Origin of the sequence: Kocuria sp. CPCC 205260 (genome assembly GCF_040981045.1) — a bacterium.
In the GTDB taxonomy this organism is placed as follows: Bacteria; Actinomycetota; Actinomycetes; order Actinomycetales; family Micrococcaceae; genus Kocuria; species Kocuria palustris.
In genome coordinates, this window is record NZ_JAVKPT010000001.1 from 448,068 (window position 1) to 464,082 (window position 16,015).

At 69.6% G+C, this 16,015-nt stretch carries 14 protein-coding genes, 1 other RNA gene and 1 pseudogene; 7 read left to right on the forward strand and 9 right to left on the reverse strand.

The features are described from left to right. Positions 1 to 127: 127 nt before the first annotated feature. A complete protein-coding gene (locus RF645_RS01970; protein ID WP_082676904.1) occupies positions 128 to 589 on the reverse strand; it encodes a transposase in 462 nt (153 codons plus the stop codon). Here RF645_RS01970 and RF645_RS01975 point away from each other — a divergent pair. The 4 genes and pseudogenes from RF645_RS01975 to RF645_RS01990 all read left to right on the forward strand — a co-directional run. Continuing rightward, a pseudogene (locus RF645_RS01975) lies at positions 493 to 810 on the forward strand (hypothetical protein); the annotation flags it as partial. The gene RF645_RS01970 and the pseudogene RF645_RS01975 sit on opposite strands and share 97 nt — an antisense overlap. A gap of 100 nt (positions 811 to 910) precedes the next feature. Next, on the forward strand, positions 911 to 1,024 hold the full coding sequence (locus RF645_RS01980; RefSeq protein ID WP_259903362.1) for a hypothetical protein: 114 nt from the start codon (positions 911 to 913) through the stop codon (positions 1,022 to 1,024). Further along, positions 1,021 to 1,659 carry a hypothetical protein gene (locus RF645_RS01985; protein ID WP_153005666.1) on the forward strand — a complete coding sequence of 213 codons (639 nt, stop codon included), beginning with the start codon at positions 1,021 to 1,023 and terminating at the stop codon, positions 1,657 to 1,659. Before RF645_RS01980 ends, RF645_RS01985 begins: the two co-directional genes overlap by 4 nt. Positions 1,660 to 1,714: 55 nt before the next feature. Beyond that, complete coding sequence (locus tag RF645_RS01990; protein ID WP_058871191.1) at positions 1,715 to 2,623, forward strand: alpha/beta fold hydrolase; 909 nt, start codon at positions 1,715 to 1,717, stop codon at positions 2,621 to 2,623. Between the two features lie 349 nt (positions 2,624 to 2,972). Here RF645_RS01990 and RF645_RS01995 read toward each other — a convergent pair whose 3' ends face one another. Next, positions 2,973 to 3,839: an alpha/beta fold hydrolase gene (locus RF645_RS01995; protein ID WP_058871192.1), complete on the reverse strand. Its 867-nt coding sequence runs from the start codon at positions 3,837 to 3,839 to the stop codon at positions 2,973 to 2,975. A 24-nt stretch (positions 3,840 to 3,863) separates the two neighbouring features. After that, complete coding sequence (locus RF645_RS02000; RefSeq protein ID WP_058871193.1) at positions 3,864 to 4,271, reverse strand: hypothetical protein; 408 nt, start codon at positions 4,269 to 4,271, stop codon at positions 3,864 to 3,866. Between the two features lie 150 nt (positions 4,272 to 4,421). On the opposite strand from RF645_RS02000, the gene RF645_RS02005 reads away from it, so the two are divergent. Further along, positions 4,422 to 5,345: a LysR family transcriptional regulator gene (locus tag RF645_RS02005; protein ID WP_058871194.1), complete on the forward strand. Its 924-nt coding sequence runs from the start codon at positions 4,422 to 4,424 to the stop codon at positions 5,343 to 5,345. Positions 5,346 to 6,191: 846 nt separating this feature from the next. Here the strand turns inward: RF645_RS02005 and RF645_RS02010 are convergent. The 3 genes from RF645_RS02010 to sbnA all read right to left on the reverse strand — a co-directional run bounded on the left by RF645_RS02010 (position 6,192) and on the right by sbnA (position 11,878). Then, a complete protein-coding gene (locus RF645_RS02010) occupies positions 6,192 to 7,343 on the reverse strand; it encodes a calcium:proton antiporter (RefSeq protein WP_058871196.1) in 1,152 nt (383 codons plus the stop codon). Between the two features lie 163 nt (positions 7,344 to 7,506). Continuing rightward, positions 7,507 to 10,860 carry an FAD/NAD(P)-binding protein gene (locus RF645_RS02015; protein WP_368818516.1) on the reverse strand — a complete coding sequence of 1,118 codons (3,354 nt, stop codon included), beginning with the start codon at positions 10,858 to 10,860 and terminating at the stop codon, positions 7,507 to 7,509. Further along, positions 10,853 to 11,878: a 2,3-diaminopropionate biosynthesis protein SbnA gene (gene sbnA / locus RF645_RS02020; RefSeq protein ID WP_058871197.1), complete on the reverse strand. Its 1,026-nt coding sequence runs from the start codon at positions 11,876 to 11,878 to the stop codon at positions 10,853 to 10,855. Before sbnA ends, RF645_RS02015 begins: the two co-directional genes overlap by 8 nt. A 173-nt stretch (positions 11,879 to 12,051) precedes the next feature. Between sbnA and def the strand changes: the two genes are divergently transcribed. Next, positions 12,052 to 12,624, forward strand: a complete 573-nt coding sequence (gene def, locus RF645_RS02025; RefSeq protein WP_058871198.1) for a peptide deformylase — start codon at positions 12,052 to 12,054, stop codon at positions 12,622 to 12,624. Between the two features lie 438 nt (positions 12,625 to 13,062). On the opposite strand, the gene RF645_RS02030 is transcribed toward def, so the two are convergent. Then, positions 13,063 to 13,851 (reverse strand): YaaA family protein, encoded by a 789-nt coding sequence (locus RF645_RS02030; protein ID WP_058871199.1) that lies wholly within the window; start codon positions 13,849 to 13,851, stop codon positions 13,063 to 13,065. Positions 13,852 to 13,895: 44 nt separating this feature from the next. Here RF645_RS02030 and rnpB point away from each other — a divergent pair. Further along, positions 13,896 to 14,267, forward strand: an RNA gene (gene rnpB / locus RF645_RS02035) — RNase P RNA component class A. Positions 14,268 to 14,302: 35 nt separating this feature from the next. Here the strand turns inward: rnpB and RF645_RS02040 are convergent. Beyond that, positions 14,303 to 15,019 carry a zinc ribbon domain-containing protein gene (locus tag RF645_RS02040; protein WP_058871200.1) on the reverse strand — a complete coding sequence of 239 codons (717 nt, stop codon included), beginning with the start codon at positions 15,017 to 15,019 and terminating at the stop codon, positions 14,303 to 14,305. Continuing rightward, the gene (locus tag RF645_RS02045) at positions 15,016 to 15,915 is read right to left on the reverse strand and encodes a Nif3-like dinuclear metal center hexameric protein (protein WP_058871201.1); all 900 of its coding nucleotides are present in this window, start codon (positions 15,913 to 15,915) and stop codon (positions 15,016 to 15,018) included. The genes RF645_RS02040 and RF645_RS02045 overlap by 4 nt, the downstream gene beginning before the upstream one ends. Positions 15,916 to 16,015 lie beyond the last annotated feature (100 nt).

Consider the following 16,015-nt stretch of genomic DNA (forward strand, 5'->3'; position numbering starts at 1 on the left):
GTTTGTGAGAGGCTCGCAAGTGCCGTGTCGGCGGCCGCCGGCACGGTCTGGTGGTGATGGTCGTTCTCCTCGAGCTCGCCGATGCCCGTCCAGGGCGAGGTCGGCCCGGCAGCGACGTCGACAGCTGTCAGCCGAGCACACGGCGGGAGAACACATCGATGACGAACACGGCATAGACCCAGCCCGCGAAGGTGCGCCAGCAGGTGATGTCCGCGACCCGCAGCTGGTTCGGGGCGCTCGCGGTGAAGTCCCGTTCGACCAGGTCAAGGCCAGTGTCCGGGCCATCGCCGGCAAGCGTGATCCGCGGGCCCTTCTCTCGAGTGATCCCGCGAAGTCCTTCCGCCGGCATCAGTCGTTGCCCGGTGCAGCGCGCGACCATGACGCCTTCTCGGCGCAGCTCGCGCACTTCTTTCTCCAGCTCAGCGAGCCGCTGCGCATCGCTGGTCGTGGTCCCGGACCGGTGGCCCTCGTCGATCTCAGCCTGCCGGACCCATGTCCGCAGCGTCTCCGGATGGATCCCGAGCTGCTCGCCCACACGGCGGAACGCACCCGACCTCGTCGCTGGATCCAGCCGCACGGCCACAGCCATCCTCGTGGCCCTTCCCGGAGCTCGTCGGGGTACTTCCTCGGTGCTGCCACGGTGCTCATCCACCCGTGGGATCACAGCCTCCACCAGACCCAGGGCGATACAACCTGTCCTCCGTCGCCGCGAAAACCGGATCTCCCGGGGAATACGTCTGGTATGCGGCAGCGAAGGCCGGGGTGAACGCGCTCACTGTGGGGTTGGCCGTAGAAGCCGCATCTCACGGAATCCAGGTGAATGCAGTGAGTCCGGGCACGACGGCCACGACGATCCATGCGCGGGCGATCGCGCCCCGACCGCGCAACCGAAGTCGGGGCGCGATCGCCGATGGGGCGACCCGCTCAACCAGAGGAGATCGCTGTTGCTGTCGAGTGGCTCGTCGGCCCCGAGGCCAGTTACGTCAACGGTGCGATTCTCGACGTCGCCGGAGAAACGCGATGAGCCAAGAATTTCCCCGTGAAGCGACCTCAGCGGTGAGCTGGGCTGTTCCGCCGGGCAAACCCGACCCGATCTTCGACACCGGCGCAACCCGCGCCGAGAAAGGTCTCGCGAACATTGTCGGCCTGGTCGGAGCGATCGGAATCACCGCACTCACCCTGCGAACGAACGCGTCTTGGAGCTGGGCACAGTATGTTCTTGCCGTCATCATCTCGTTCGATGTGGTCGGCGGCGTCGTCGCCAACGGCCTGAACTCCGCAAAACGTGACCACTTCGGTTCGCACGGAGAGAGACCGGAATCCTTCGGGATGAAACTCGTGCGGCGACCGGTCCTCTTCTCGGCGCTGCACTTGCATCCCATACTCATTGCCCTGGTGTTCGCTCCGACACTCTGGTGGTGGGGCGCGCTCTGGTATCTCTTCACCCTCGCGGGTACCATCACTGTCCGACGTTCAACGCTGTATCTCCAGCGACCGGTCGCCTCGGCGTTCTGCGCACTCGCGGGCATCGCAGCATTCTTCACCCCCGCCCCTGATCTCTGGGCGTGGTTGCCCGTCCTGCTCACCATGAAACTCGTGCTCGCCCACGGTGTGCAGGAAGAACCTTATCGACCAGAGAGCGTCGGCTCACGAGAGTAGCTGAGGGCAGATCGTGTGAGAACGAGAGGCACTCGGAATCGAAAGGAGATGTCGGGTGATCGAATCCGAATATGAGTACGAGGACGTCGCGATTACCTGCGCCGACGGCGAGACGATCCAGGCTCGGTATTTCTCCTCCACAGCACCGGCCCGTGACATCGAGCATGTTGTGATCATCGCCCCGGCAACCGGTGTGCAGGGCCGATACTACTGGCGATTCGCGAGTTACCTGGCTGAGAACGGAGTCACTACCCTGGTGCCCGACTATCGAGGTATCGGCCGCTCGGCACCGAACACTCTCAAGGAGTACCGGAAAGCGAAGATTCGATGGCACTACTGGGGTACGCGTGACCTTGAAGCCTGCATTCTCTGGATACGCAAACGCCACGGAGCGCAGGCGCGCCTAAGCGCCGTCGGCCACAGCTTCGGAGGCTACGCGGCAATCCTCGCGGAGCACGCGTCTGAGATCGACCGGCTACTGATGGTGGGCGCCCAGCACGCACACTGGCCGGATTACGACAAGAAGCACAGGCTCAGCCTATTTATCAAGTGGCACGTCTGCATGCCGGTGATTGCTCGAGCACTGGGCTACTTCCCGGGAAAGAAGCTCGGATGGCTGGAAAATCTGCCACAGGGCGTCGCCCTCGACTGGGCGCGCGGAGCATCGGACTACTCGAAGACGATCGGCCCCGAGGGAGAGGCGATACTGCGCCGAAGCGCTCAGCTGACGCTCCCGGTATTGGCGGTGAATCCAACTGACGACCCATATGCCACACCAGCAGCGGTGCGAAGAACACTGAACTATCTCCCTCAAGCCGAATGCGAGGAGATCTACCTGCACCCCCGGAACCTCGATGTAGACGAGATCGGGCACTTCGCACTTTTCCGCCAACGCTTCCAAAAAACCTTCTGGACAGCAGCCTTCAGCTGGTTAACTGGCTCTTCAGAGTTGAGTGTGGGGTGAGGCGTCGAGGCCGCCGGTGATGAGGAGCATGCGGAGGCGGTAGTGCTCGACGTTCCGGAACCCGGCGGCGATGCGGCGGCCGAGCTCGATGATTCCGTTGGTGGGGACCGACGCCTGAAGAGTCCCGGGAGCCCCCGGAATGCCTCCGGTGGTGCGGGCTCAGGCCCGCGGAGGATGGTGGACGCGCATCGCAGGGCGCTTCTTGATCATGTGCTTCCCGGAACGCCTCGTGGGCGCCTCACCCACTTTTAGCGGGTGAGGCGCCCACGAGGCGTTCTCTCCCCCGGAGACAGCTGATCTTCTCCATGGGGAGGTAATTTCCGGGTAGGAAGACGGTGGCAGGCCGGGGTCAGGAGCTGACCGAGGAGCTCTTCTTGGTCTTGACGATCTCCAGGGCGCGCTTGAGGTAGCTGCCGAACACGGGGTAGTTCTCGCTCATCGGGAAGTGGCCGATCTCCTTCATCTCGATGAACTCCGCGTTGCGGATCTGCGAGGCCGTCCGCTCACCGTCTTCGGGAGTGGTGAGGTAGTCATACTCCCCGGTCATCAGCACCACCGCGCACTGATCGGTGTCGATCTCTCCCAGCTTGCCGCGCAAGTCATGGTCGACCGAGTAGTAGTGCAAATCCCCCTTGAAGGACTCCGAGCCCTGGGTGTAGTAGAACCAGGTCTTCCACCGGTCGGCATCCGGGGACTGCGGGGCCATCAGGTCCCAGGTACCGGAGGCGCAGACCTGGGCGGCGTTGGCGTGCGGGTGCTGCCACCAGTCCAGGTAGAAGCCCGGGGAGTAGTCCGCACCCTCGACCGGGATGACCGCATCGAAGCGGTCCGGGCGCCGGTAGGCCAGCTGCAGGGCGATGTTGCCGCCGAAGGAGGAGCCCATGAAGATCGGGTTCTCCAGCTCCAGGGCATCGCACAAGGCGATGATGAAGTTGGCGAAGTGGTCGGCGGTGAGCTTGTACTCCTCGGTCCACCAGGCGGTGTTCTCGGGCGGGTCGGACTTCCCGTGGCGGGGCAGGTCGTAGGCGATGACCCGGTAGTTGGCGGTGATCTCCTCGTCCTCGAGCAGGTCCCGCCACTGGTGGTTGTGGCAGCCGGCGGTGTGCTGGCAGACCAACGGCTGGCCGGTGCCGTTTTCGAGGTAGAAGACCTTGTACTCCAGTCCGTCGACGTCGACGGTGACGTAGTGGCCGGTGACGGGTGAGATGCGAGCCATGAGAGTTCTCCTTGTTCAGGCGGTTCAGACGGGGACGCCGACGGTGCGCAGCAGTTCGATCTGGCGTGTGAGGCAGCGCAGGTTCTGCATCAGCACCAGCACGTCGCCCTCCAGGGCCATGTCGCGCTGGAAGGATGCCGACCAGATGCCGTGGAACATCGGGGCGGGCATCTCGGTGCCGAACTCTCGCCAGGTGGCCGCACTCGCGCGGATGGCGAACTGGTACGGGGCGTCGAGGGGTCCGGGGTCGACGCTGATTTCAGCGACCTTCCCCGCGTTCATTCGCACTACGAAGGAGTGCTCGTCCATGTCCAGCAGGTAGGAGCAGGTGAAGTACTTCCCATGGGCCAGGAGCTCGGGGTCCTGGTCGTTGGCCACCGTGAAGGCGTCAACCCACTGCTGGGTCGAGGTGGTGGAGGTGGTGGTAGTCATGTTGTGGTCCTTCCCGCCTGACGTGCTCTGTCCGTGGCGTCTGCCTCCTTCATTGGAGCGTGACCTGTCTCACAAATCCATTACTCCTCTTCGATGGGGCGATAGGCCACGACTATTGCCAGCCAACGGGGCGGTCACTACCGTTGAGTCATGCAGCCCTCCTTCGAGCTGCGCGTTCTGCGCTACTTCGTCACTGTTGCTGAAGAGCTGCACTTCGGACGCGCCGCCACCCGGCTCCACATCGCCCAGCCGTCACTGAGCGTGCAGATCCGCAATCTCGAACGCTCCCTCGACACCCCCTTGCTCAACCGCACCAGCCGCGGGGTGACCCTGACCCCGGCCGGGGAGGTCCTGCTGGTCCACGCCCGGGACCTGCTGGCGGCCGCTGAGGCGGCCGTTTCCTTGACCCGGCGGGCAGCCCGGGAACCGGGCCGAAAACTGGTGGTAGGTTTCCAGGCCAATGCTGCCGCCGAACTCACCCGGGCCGTCTTGGAGGCCTATCGCCACAGCAACCCGGCGGTCCAGGTCGAAATGCGCTCCTACCCCTTCGGCGATCCCACCGCTGGGTTGGCCGATGGCAGCGCCGACGTCGCCTTGGTTCGCCCACCCTTGCCGCAGTTCAAAGAGCTGCGGATGGCCACCCTGTTCACCGAACCCCGGGTTCTAGCGGTCTCAGAGGCCTCCGAGCTGGCTACCCGATCCTCGGTCCGAGTAGAAGAACTCCTCGATGAACCCTTCATCGCCCGCAACGCCCCGGATCTGTGGCGGGACTTCTGGCTGGCCACCGACGCCCGTCACAACCACTCCCCGGTCATCGGCTCCGAGGTCAACACCGTCGACGAGTGTTTCGAGGCCATCCTGAGTCTCCAAGGCGTCGCCTTCACGCAAGCCTCCACCCAACGTTTCTACAGTCGCCCCGGCCTGGCTTTCGTCCCCGTGGCCGAGCTGTCTCCCTCCACAGTCAGTGTGGCCTGGCGCCAGGACAACGAAGACTGGGCAGCGCGCGCCTTCGTCGAAACCGCCCAGTTCACCGCCCTGAGCACCACACTCCCCCGGACGACACAGACGATCTGAGCGATCCGCTCGAAGCGGGGCCCATCCGCCGTGCGTCACCGAGGGCCGCGCCTGACGGCGGGCCATACCCACCGTGATGCTTGTCCTCGCCGTCCTGACACCCATTGCCGTGGCCGCCCGTTAGACAGGCGCCCAGGAGCGGAGCACTGAACAGCCGGGGAAAGGACTACGGCGACGTCGTTCTTGTGAAAAATGGCCGGTAGCCAGCCATATGTAAAGCAGTAAATACTTCATTTGCGCTCTACGCGCTCCGTGAGGTTCCGGGCAGCAGCTCCGGTGCCCTCTCAAGGCCGCCTGACCTCGTCCGATTACCCTCGTGCAGTGCGATGCCGTGGCACGCATGGCATGAAGAGGGATCGCCTGCGGCCTGGGCCAGGACGGGCTGGACCTGGGACCAGAGCGTGTTCCAGGTGGTGCCGAGCTGCCGGGCCAGGCCCTGGATCGTTGCTCCCTCGGCCCGGACCTGGCCGCTCGCCCACCGGATCCGCACCGGCCGCCCGGCCCAGGGCGCATCGATCATCTCGACCATCACACGGCCGTGACCAGTCGCGATGACTCCGCAGCCGGGGCAGCCCGTGACCGGATCGCAGGACTCCACCTCGAGTACCAGGCCCGTTGGAGCCTGCGTCACCGCGACCAGGTGGAGGCTTGGGAAGTCGAGGAGAACATCGCATCGATCGAGCGCGTCAGGGCATACACAACTATGGCTGGGCATCGTCGAGGTCCTTGAGATCAGCGGGGGCAGAAGTCCGCTGATCATCGGGGACCTCGACGTCTACACCCCGCTACCCGACCCAACCGACGCGCCCACACTCAACCCTGAAGAGCCCCTTTGTCTGGTTCTGCTCAGGCGAACAGCGTCATGACGTAGAGCACGAAGACCATCACGTGCCCGGCACCGTGCAGCGCGGTGACCCGGCCGCCGAAGAACGTGGTCACGCTCAGCAGCAGCGAGATCCCCAGCAGCACCAGATGCGCCGGGGAAGCTGCCAGGACCACGTCCTGACCCGTGAGCAGACCGATGACCAGCACGGCCGGGATCGTCACGCCCACGGTGGAGACCAGGGCGCCGTGGCACAGGTTCGAGACCCGCTGCATCTCGCCGGCCAGGGCCGCCCGCAGCGCGGTGATCGTCTCCGGCAGGAACACGATGGCGGCGATCACCAGCCCGGACAGCTCCGCCGGGGCCTGCAGGCGCGCGAGCGCCTCGTCCAGCAGGGCTGCCATGTGGTGCGAGAGCAGCACGATCGGCACGACGGCGGCCACGAGCACCAGCGCTCGGAGCATGATCTCGGCGCGATGCGCCCGCAGCACCTCTGTGATCGCAGCGCCCGAGGAAGCTGCGGCGGGGAGCTCCGGGTCCGAGGAAGCGCCCGGCTCCTGGAAGTCAGCGCGCTGGGGTCCCATCTGCCGCTGTAGGAAGTACGCATAGAGCACGATGGTCATGGCCGCCACGAGCACCGCCTGCGCGCCGGTGTACGCGCCCTCGTCGCCGATCAGTCCCGGAAGGGCGAAGGCCGTGGCCGCCAGCACGATCAGCAGCGTCAGGTAGGCGGAGACCCCGGCGCGGTTGGATCGCAGACCCCCGTGGCGTGCACCGCCGACGATCAGGCACGCACCGATCACGAGGTCGAGGATGATCATGGACACCGCCATGACCGAGTCGCGGGCGATGCTCGCGTGCTCGCCGGGGCCGAGCATGACCGCCGAGATGAGGATGACCTCGATCAGCACGACCGACAGCGTCAGCACAAGCGTCCCGTAGGGATCCCCCAGCCGGTGGGCCAGGTGCTCTGCCTGCTCGACGACGCCTGAGGCGCAGACCAGGATCACGACGATGATGCCCGTCAGCAGCGCGGTCAGTGCGGCCGCGGAAAGGTGCCCCGTCAGAAGGGGCTGGGCCAGAATCAGCGCGAAATAGAAGCCCCAGCCCAGCAGCAGGCGCAGGATGACGGCTGGGTGCAGCACGGTGCACAGGGCCGAAGACGGTGAATTCATGAGGACCAGGTCTCCTGTGCGGGGCCGTCCCCGCTGCAGGCCGCTGGTGAGGCGGGTCGTCCCGCGGGCGTCTGTCGATTCCGAGCATCGATCCTAGTCGTCGATCGCCCGGGAGGCTGTCAGCGGGGTGCCCGCCCGCAGTCGCCCCCGCGGTCGGACCCGCTCACTGCCGATCGATGTCATCGGGCTCCCATCCGTGGGCCGTGCGCACCGCATTGGCCGCCAGCGGGATCTGGTGCGAGGCGGATTCCAGGATGTGCATGAGGTAGCCGCCGGTGTTCGGCAGCGCGATGACGTCCCCCACCGCCACTCCGTGGGGGAAGACGATGCGCCGCTTGAGGATCAGCTCGGCCTCCACGCAGTAGGCGCCCACCAGGAAGGCCTCGATCGGCCCCGCCCAGGGGTCGACGGGCGACTCCGATCCTGCGGCATCGGATGCGAGTGCGCCGTCGTCGCGCTGCGGACCGGGCACGAGCAGCGGGTCCACCAGGAAGTCGGCGGAGGTCGAGCGGCACTGCGTGCGGTTCATCTCCAGACCGACGATCGGCACGCCGTCGCTGGTGCGCTTGCGGAAGGCCACTCGGGCCAGGGTCATGCCGCAGCCGTCGAGCATCGCTCGGCCGGGCTCGCAGCGCAGCTGCAGGCCGCGGGCGCGCAGGGCATCGGCCACCGTGGCCTGCGCGCCGAGGCCGACGTGCTCCGCCCCGACGACGCCGTCATCGTCCCTGCCGGGGGCGAAGTCCGCGTCGAGGACCTCGCCCAGCCAGGGCCCGCGCGTGAGCTTCTGGTGATAGGGGTACAGCTCGCGCGCTCCGCCCAGCCGCGGACCGTCGGGGCCCTCCTCCCGACGCAGTCCCAGGCCGTCACCGCGCCAGGTCAGCGATTCGTCGCTGCTGAGGACGGCCTGCTCGTGGGCCCGCCAGAACGACTCCCACGGCTCGGGGTCCTCGAGATAGGACATGGGCACGCCGCCGCCCATGTCGATCCAGGCCGGCTTCTGTCCGCGCTGGCGAAGGGCATCGACCAGCGACACGGCCTGGCGCAGGCCCTCGCTGCGATCGCCCGGATCGTAGCCGTGCAGGTGGAAGTGCACGCCGGTGACCGCCAGCCCCGACTCGCTCACCGACTCCCCTGCGCCGCCGAGCTCGGCCAGCCACGTGCTCGCCGACTCCCCGAACCGGGTCGGCGCGATCCCCCGCCCCGGCTCCGGCGCCAGCCGCAGACCGATCCCGACGGGCGCGGCCCCGGCCGGACGCCCCGCGACGACTCGGCGCAGCAGGGCCAGCTCATCCCGGTTGTCCACGACCACGGTCGCACCGGAGTCCACGGCCAGCCGCAGCAGCGGCTCCGGCTTGATCGCCGCCGTCACCACGATGTCCTCTCCCGGCACCCCGCGCTCGAGGACCTGGCGCAGCTCTCGCTGACTGCCCACGTCGATCCCGTGGCCGAGCTCCCGCGCCCGGTCCACCACCGCGAGCATCTTGTTCGCCTTGCGCGCCACGAACACGCGCAGCTCGACCCCGCGCTGGTCCGCCGCACGGATCAGCTCCTGCGCGTTGGCCTCCAGCGGGCCCGGGTCCAGCAGGTTCACGGGGCTGCCGTGCTCGGCCAGCAGGTCCTGGCACGCGACGGGATCGCCCACCAGCTCCTGCATCCAGGGCTCGAGGCGGCCCGGCAGCGCGGGGCTGCCGTGCGCGCGAGAGCGAAGGGGGTCGTCGATCGGCGGGGTGGCGGTCATGGCTCTCCTGGGAGGGGTCTCGATCATCCGCTGTGCCCACAGCTGCGGCTGGGGATGCAGGGCTCGGTTCAGCGTGTCATGGCCCAGCACGACGTCCTCGGTGGGCCGCCCGAGCACCGACAGCCCGGGGACGAGGCGACCGGCGACATCCACAGCGGCCGCCTCGCGCGTGATGCGGCAGCCGCGGCGCCCCGGCGGGATGCTGAGCACACCGCGCTCCACGAGCCCGTGCAGCAGCGGATCCGTCGCCGAAATGCCCGGCGGGGCCAGCACGGCATCGACGACGACGTCCGGGCCCGGGGACGACGGCCCGCCGGGGGCCCGCAGCCGGCCGTCGGCACCGATCTGCGCACCCGCATCCAGGCTGGACAGATCCACGATCCCGGCCTCGACGAGGGCTTCGAGCCGCCGCGCGCTGCGCAGCGGCGGTCCGAAGGCCCACCGCTCGAAGCGCACTGCCGCCGCGCGGAGCTCTGCCCACTGCTGCGGCGGGATCTGCGCGAAGCTGATCCGCTGCACGATGGCCGGGTACAGCAGCGACCACGCGCGCCCCAGCACCCACGCCGGGCCGCCCGGCTCGCGGCCCTGGGCCACGGCGATCCCGCGGCGCAGACCCCGTGCTGCAGCACCGTGTCCAGCCGGGGCCGATCCCGCCGCGGGCTTCGCCGCTCTTCCCCAGGACCGCTCCGGCTCGCTGCCGCGGCGCAGGGTCTCCCCCACCGCCGCGATGATGCCCTCCGGGATCGGCGAGCGCAGAGGGTCGCGGCTGTTCTCGGACTCCTGCCCCTGCTCGCACAGCAGGAGCCGCTGCGCCGTGCGCTGCACGGCCCCCAGCAGCTCCGACACGTCCGAGGCATCGAGGACCTCTCGGCGGCCCGCTGCGAGGATCTCGGCGCGCTCGCCCTCCTGCAGCGCTCTCGCCGGTGCGGAATCGGGATCCGGCTTGGCATCGAGCAGCGCTCCGCTGCGTCCCGTCGGGAGAATGACCGCGGGCTCCCGGCCGCTGGGGCGGTAACGCAGACGGCCGTCGGAGCCCTCCTCGAAGCGGCCGCCGCGTCCCTCGCTCAGGCTCAGCGCCGCGTCGATGAAGGTCAGCGCAGCACCGCGCACCACCACGCCGGATCCCGGGGGCACGGCCTCCTCGCTCAGCCGCTGCTGGGCGGGATACACACCGCCGATCAGCGGCACGGGAGCGACCCATCCGTGCGCCAGGGCGGCAGGGTGATCCGATGCGTGGCCCGTGGCCAGCAGCACCTCGTCGTACGGGCCGTGCCAGAGCGGGCCGGAGCCCCCTGCGCGCCGCGCGGGCTCGATCCGCACCTCCCACGCGCGCGGCTCCAGCGCAGGGCGGCGCAGCTGCTCGGCGCGGCCGCGGAGCACCCGCACCCGGGTCCGCTCGGGCAGTGCCGCGATCACCTGCGACCACGCGTGCTCCAGGTAGTCGCCGATCAGCGCCCGGGGCGGGTAGTCCTCGGCGGCATCGTCCCGGCCCTGTTCGAGCGCCCACTGCCGGAAGGGCTGCACCACGCGGTCCTCGGCCCCCGGCTCATGGGCGTCGACGATCCCCGCCGTGACGTTCAGGCGCAGATGCCGGGGCTGTCGCGGGTGGTAGGCCGCGCCCGTGCCGGGCCGCTCGGAGGGGTCCACGATGTCGATCCGGATCTCCCGCGGACCGTCGCCGCGGCCGGCTGCTCGCAGCCGTCTGCCCAGGGAATCGAGTGCGTTCAGTGCCTTGGGACCGGCTCCGATCACCGCCAGCCGCAGGATGCCCTCAGCCACGCGTCCGCTCCTGCAGAGCCTGCACGGCCTCCTCGACCTGCTGCGGGGAGGCTCCCAGGACGGTGCGCACCCACTCGTCGTCGTAGATGGTGTCCAGGTAGGGCATGCCGCCGTCGTGCACGACCATGGCGATCCGGGCATCGTCCGGGCGCTGCGGCAGCAGCGAGGCCACGGCGTGCACGACCGCCCCGGTCGAGGCCCCGGCCAGGATGCCCTCGCGCCTGGCCAGCAGACGCGCGCCGGCCACGCACTCGAGCTCGCTGACCCGCAGCACCTGATCGGGCTGGACCCGGCGCGACAGGTCGGTCACGAATCCGGCGCCCATCCCCGGCAGGCGTCGTGCCCCGGCCGTCCCGCCGAACAGCACGCTGCCCTGCGCGTCCACGGCGATCACGCGGGTGCGCATCCCGTGCTCCTGGATGTAGGAGGCGCAGCCGCCGATCGTGCCGGTCGTGGAGCAGGCCGCGACCACGTCGTCGACGCGGTGCTCCATGGCCTCGGCGATCTCGCGCATGGTCCCCTCGCGGTGGGCCCCCGCATTCGCCGGATTGCCGTACTGGTGCAGGTTCACCGCCCCGGGGATCTCCCGCAGCAGCTGCTGAACGCGGGCCAGCCTGGCGGTCAGCAGGTCGCCCGTGGCCGGATCCGGATGCTCCACGAGCTCGATCCGTCCGCCCAGCGCCCGGATCGCCGCGATCGTCGAGCGGTTGGCCCGGGTGTCCACGACGCACACGAACTGCACGTCGTGCGCCGAGCACGCGCGTGCCAGGGCCATCCCCAGATTCCCGGAGCTGGACTCGATCACGGTCCCGCCGGGGGCCAGTCGCCCGGAGTCCAGCGCATCGCGCAGCATGGCCAGTGCCGGACGGTCCTTGGCGCTGGCCCCGGGATTCAGGGACTCGACCTTGGCGAGCACCTCGGCCGGATGGCCGTCGAACAGCCGGGACATGCGCACCAGCGGGGTGCCGCCCACGGCCTGGGCGATGTCATCGAGGATGGGGGCAGGCTCAGAGGTCATGGCCCTAATCTGGCACACGGACCTGGGAACAGACAGCAGGCTGATGGACGGAGCCGGACCGTGCCCGAGCCGGTCGGCCCCCGGTTCCGGTGGGCGACCGGCTCCCCAGGTAGGATCGGGGCCGCCGCCGCGCACGGCCGCCCCACCGTCCCGCCAGCTCCAGGAGCCCCTGCATGTCCGTCCGCCCCGTCGTGATCACCGGCGATCCCGTCCTGCACCGCCCGGCCGCCAAGGTCACGGAGTTCGACGACTCGCTGCGCGAGCTGATCGCCGACATGCACGAGACCATGGACGCAGCCCACGGCGTCGGCCTGGCCGCCCCGCAGATCGGTGTCGGACTGCGGATCTTCACCTTCGTGTTCGACAACGACGACGACGCCCCGAACCGCGGCGAGATCATCAACCCTGTGCTCACGGTCGGCAAGATCTCCGAGCAGCGTCCGGACCCCGATGAGGAGGCCGAGGGCTGCCTGTCCGTGCCCGGCTACAGCTTCCCGCTCAAGCGCGCCGAGTGGGTGCGCATCGCCGGCTTCGATCCGCACGGCCAGCCCATCGCCTGGGAGGCCACCGGCTGGTTCGCCCGCGTGATGCAGCACGAGTACGACCACCTGGACGGCAAGCTCTACGTCGACCGCCTGGATGAGAAGTGGTCGCGCAAGGCCAAGAAGGCGCTGAAGGGCGAGGGCTGGCGCGAGGCCGGGAACACCTGGACCCCCGGCGTGGATGAAGACCCCTTCGGACACTGATCCGGCCTCGGGCCCTCGGTCTGCCCGGCAGCAGCCGCGAGGCGACGACCGCACACCGCGATGGCACGGGCCCGGCGCTCAGACCTGGCGCGCTCCGCGCCTCAACAGCAGCGCCGCCCCGGTGAAGATCACCGCGAACAGCACCAGCACCACCACGCCGGACCAGTCCAGCGACAGAGCATCGGTCCAAGTGAAGGCGGTGAGTCCCAGCCCGAAAAGGCGCCGCCGAGATCCCCCAGGCCCCAAGCAGCCGCGACGCCCACGACGAGCAACAGGTGGAGAGCGGCATTCACTCTGATGACCGGACGCGAAACCTCCTGCGCGGGGGCAGCTGCAGGCACAGTCGGCGTGGAGGCAGTCAGCAGGTCCGACATCCTAGACCCGGAACCGTAGCCCGCCCGCTGCCCGGTCCTGCTGATCGGCCGGGCAGGGCTCGGCTCAGGCGGGCAGCACGACGGTCAGCTGACCGGGCCGTCGACCGCTCGGCTCCTCCAGCTCGACGCGCCATCGCTGGCTCGCCGCTTCGGCCAGCTCCTGGGCCGTCTCGACGCGGCGCCCCAGGGCGAGCTGCTCCAGCACGTGACGCGCCAGTTCGCCGCGCGTGTGCTTGGCGAAGTGCGAGACGACCTTGCGCTGGCCGTCGTCGTCCTCGGTGACGGCGCGGACGGCCACGGTGGTCTCTGACGGGGCGGCGAAGGCCGCCGAATAGGCGGAGGAGCGGCAGTCGATGATCAGCTGGCCCTCGGTCTGCGTGCCCAGCGCCTCCCCTAGCCGCGGCTTCCAGAAAGACGACAGCTTCACCGGCTCGCGCTTGCCCAGCCCTCGCAGGGCCGTGCCCATCGACAGCCGGTAGGCGGGGATCCGGTCGACGGGGCGCACCGCGCCCCACAGGGCCGAGATCACCACCACGGAGTGCTCCGCGACCCGGCGCTGCTCGGCGGTGAGCGTCTCGGTCCCGAGCGCGTCGTAGAGCACCCCGGTGTAGATCTGCAGCGCCGGTGCCGCCGGTGCGGTCCGCAGCGACAGGTTGCGCTGCACCTCCGGTGCGAGCGAGGCCCCCACGCCCAGTGCCTCGAGCGCATTGCGCTGCCCGCTGACCTTCTCCAGCGCCTTCAGCACCCGGAGGCGGTCGTCGTTCAGCTGCGGCAGCGACAGCTCCTGCAGCTGCGCCGGATCCCCGGAGGCGGGTTGGGTCTTGGTCTCGGAGGGCGGCAGCAGGATCAGCATCCGAGCATGCTATCGGCCGCAGACGGGTACAGTGGTCGGCTGGACAGGACGGCCGGGTGATCGCGCGGCGCCATGTGCGCCTCGAGGAAAGTCCGGGCTCCGCAGAGCAGAACGGTGGCTAACGGCCACTCGGGGAGACCCGCAGGAAAGTGCCACAGAGAGCAGACCGCCCACGGCCCGCCGTGCGGTGAGGGTGAAAGGGTGGTGTAAGAGACCACCAGCGCGCCGGGCGACCGGTGCGGCTAGGCAAACCCCGTTCGGAGCAAGGTCAGACAGGGTGCGACAGGGCTGCTCGTCCTGCATCCGGGTAGGCCGCTCGAGCCCATCGGCAACGATGGGCCTAGATGGATGATCACCGCCGTGCCCCGGGCGACCGGGCGCGTGCACAGAACCCGGCTCACAGGCCGTCCTGTCCCTCGACATCGCCGCTCCGGCACCTCCGCAAGCGCTCTCAGGGCACCAGGATCGCGCCGCAGTCGGAGCAGGCGGCCACCGTCTGCGGATCGGCTTCCAGGGCCGAGACCTCCGCGGGGCTCATGGGGCTGCCGCAGGCTCCGCAGGCCGAGGCCTGACGACGCGCCGCCGCGATCTTCTCCCGTCCCGTGCCGCCGCCGCGGATCCGCTCGTAGCGCGCCACCAGCTGATCGTTGCCCACGGCGAGCACTGCGTCCTGCCGGCCCTGATCCAGCCGCATCTGCTTGCCGGACTCCTGGGCCGCACCCACGCGCGCGCGGGCATCGGCATCTGCGGCCTTGAGCCGCGGCATCAGCTCGTCGCGCTGGGATTGGAAGGCGGCCAGCTCCTGATCGGCGCGCTCGGCCCCGGCACGGGCCTTCTCGGCCTGCCCGGTCAGCGATTCGATCTGCCGGGTCTGGGCCGAGACCTGCTTGGCGGATCCGCCGGCATCGCGCCGGGCGCGCTCCGTCTCGAGCCGGGCGAGGAGGTCATCGACCTTCTGATGGGCGGCGTCTCGGGCGCCCACCAGCTCAGCGCCCCGGGCCTGCAGCTCCTTGGCCTTGGCGACGGCGGCGCGCTGGCGCTTGAGGGACTCCACGAGCTCGGGCTCCTTCTGAAGCACCGTGAGCCGCTCGCGCAGGGTCGCAGCGCGAGAGTCGCGGGACTGCAGCGCCAGCAGCGCCTCGAACTGCTCAGGGGCGGCGGTGGTCATGATGCGGCTCCTGTCGATCGGCTCGGCTCCCACACGTCCTGCGGGGGCTCGTGCGGGCTGGGCACCCGGAAGTCCCAGGGGTCGCTGCGACGCCGCGAGACCCGGACCTCGGCCTGGAACCCGCGCGCGGAGAGCTCCTCCTGCAGCGCGGCCGCGCCCGCGGGCAGCCACAACCACTCGCTGGCCGCGTGCGAGAGGTCGATCAGCGCCGGTGAGCCGTCGCCGGTCAGTGCGGTCTCGCGCGCCTCCGAAGCCGGGTGATGGCGCAGATCGGCGGTGACGTAGACATCCGCCTCGGCACGCCGCACGGTCTCGAACAGAGAGTCCCCCGAGCCGCCGCACACCGCCACGCGGCGGATCATCCGGTCGGGATCCCCTGCCACGCGCACGCCCTGGGCGGTCGGCGGGATCACGGCGGCCAGCCGCTGGGAGAGCTCGACGAGGCGCACGGGCTCGTCCAGGTCGCCCACACGGCCGATCCCGATCTCCGGATCCTCCGACGACGGCTCGAGGGGCTGCATCCGCTCCACGCCGCAGGCGCGCAGCAGGACATCGGAGACGCCGTCGCGCGCGGCGTCGGCATTGGTGTGGCAAGCCAGCAGCCCGATCCGGCGCTCGATCAGCTCGTGGAGCACCCGTCCCTTGTAGGTGTCAGCGGCCACCGTGGACACCCCGCGCATCAGCAGCGGATGGTGCGTCAGCAGCAGATCCGCCTCCGTCTCCACGGCCTCCTGGACGGTGGGCGTCACCGCGTCCACGGCCATCAGGATCCGGCGCACGGGGGCCTCCGGTCGCCCCGCGATCAGCCCCGAGGCATCCCAGGACTGCTGCGTGCGCAGCGGCCACAGCCGATCCGCGGCGTCGACGACCTCTGCCAGCGTGGGGATCTCGCTCATGGCACCGAGTCTAGGAGGAGACGACGACAGCGCGCCCGGCCGGTCGGGACCTCACCGCTGGGACCCTCCCGAGGCCGGATCGGCAGGAGGTCGAGCGCAG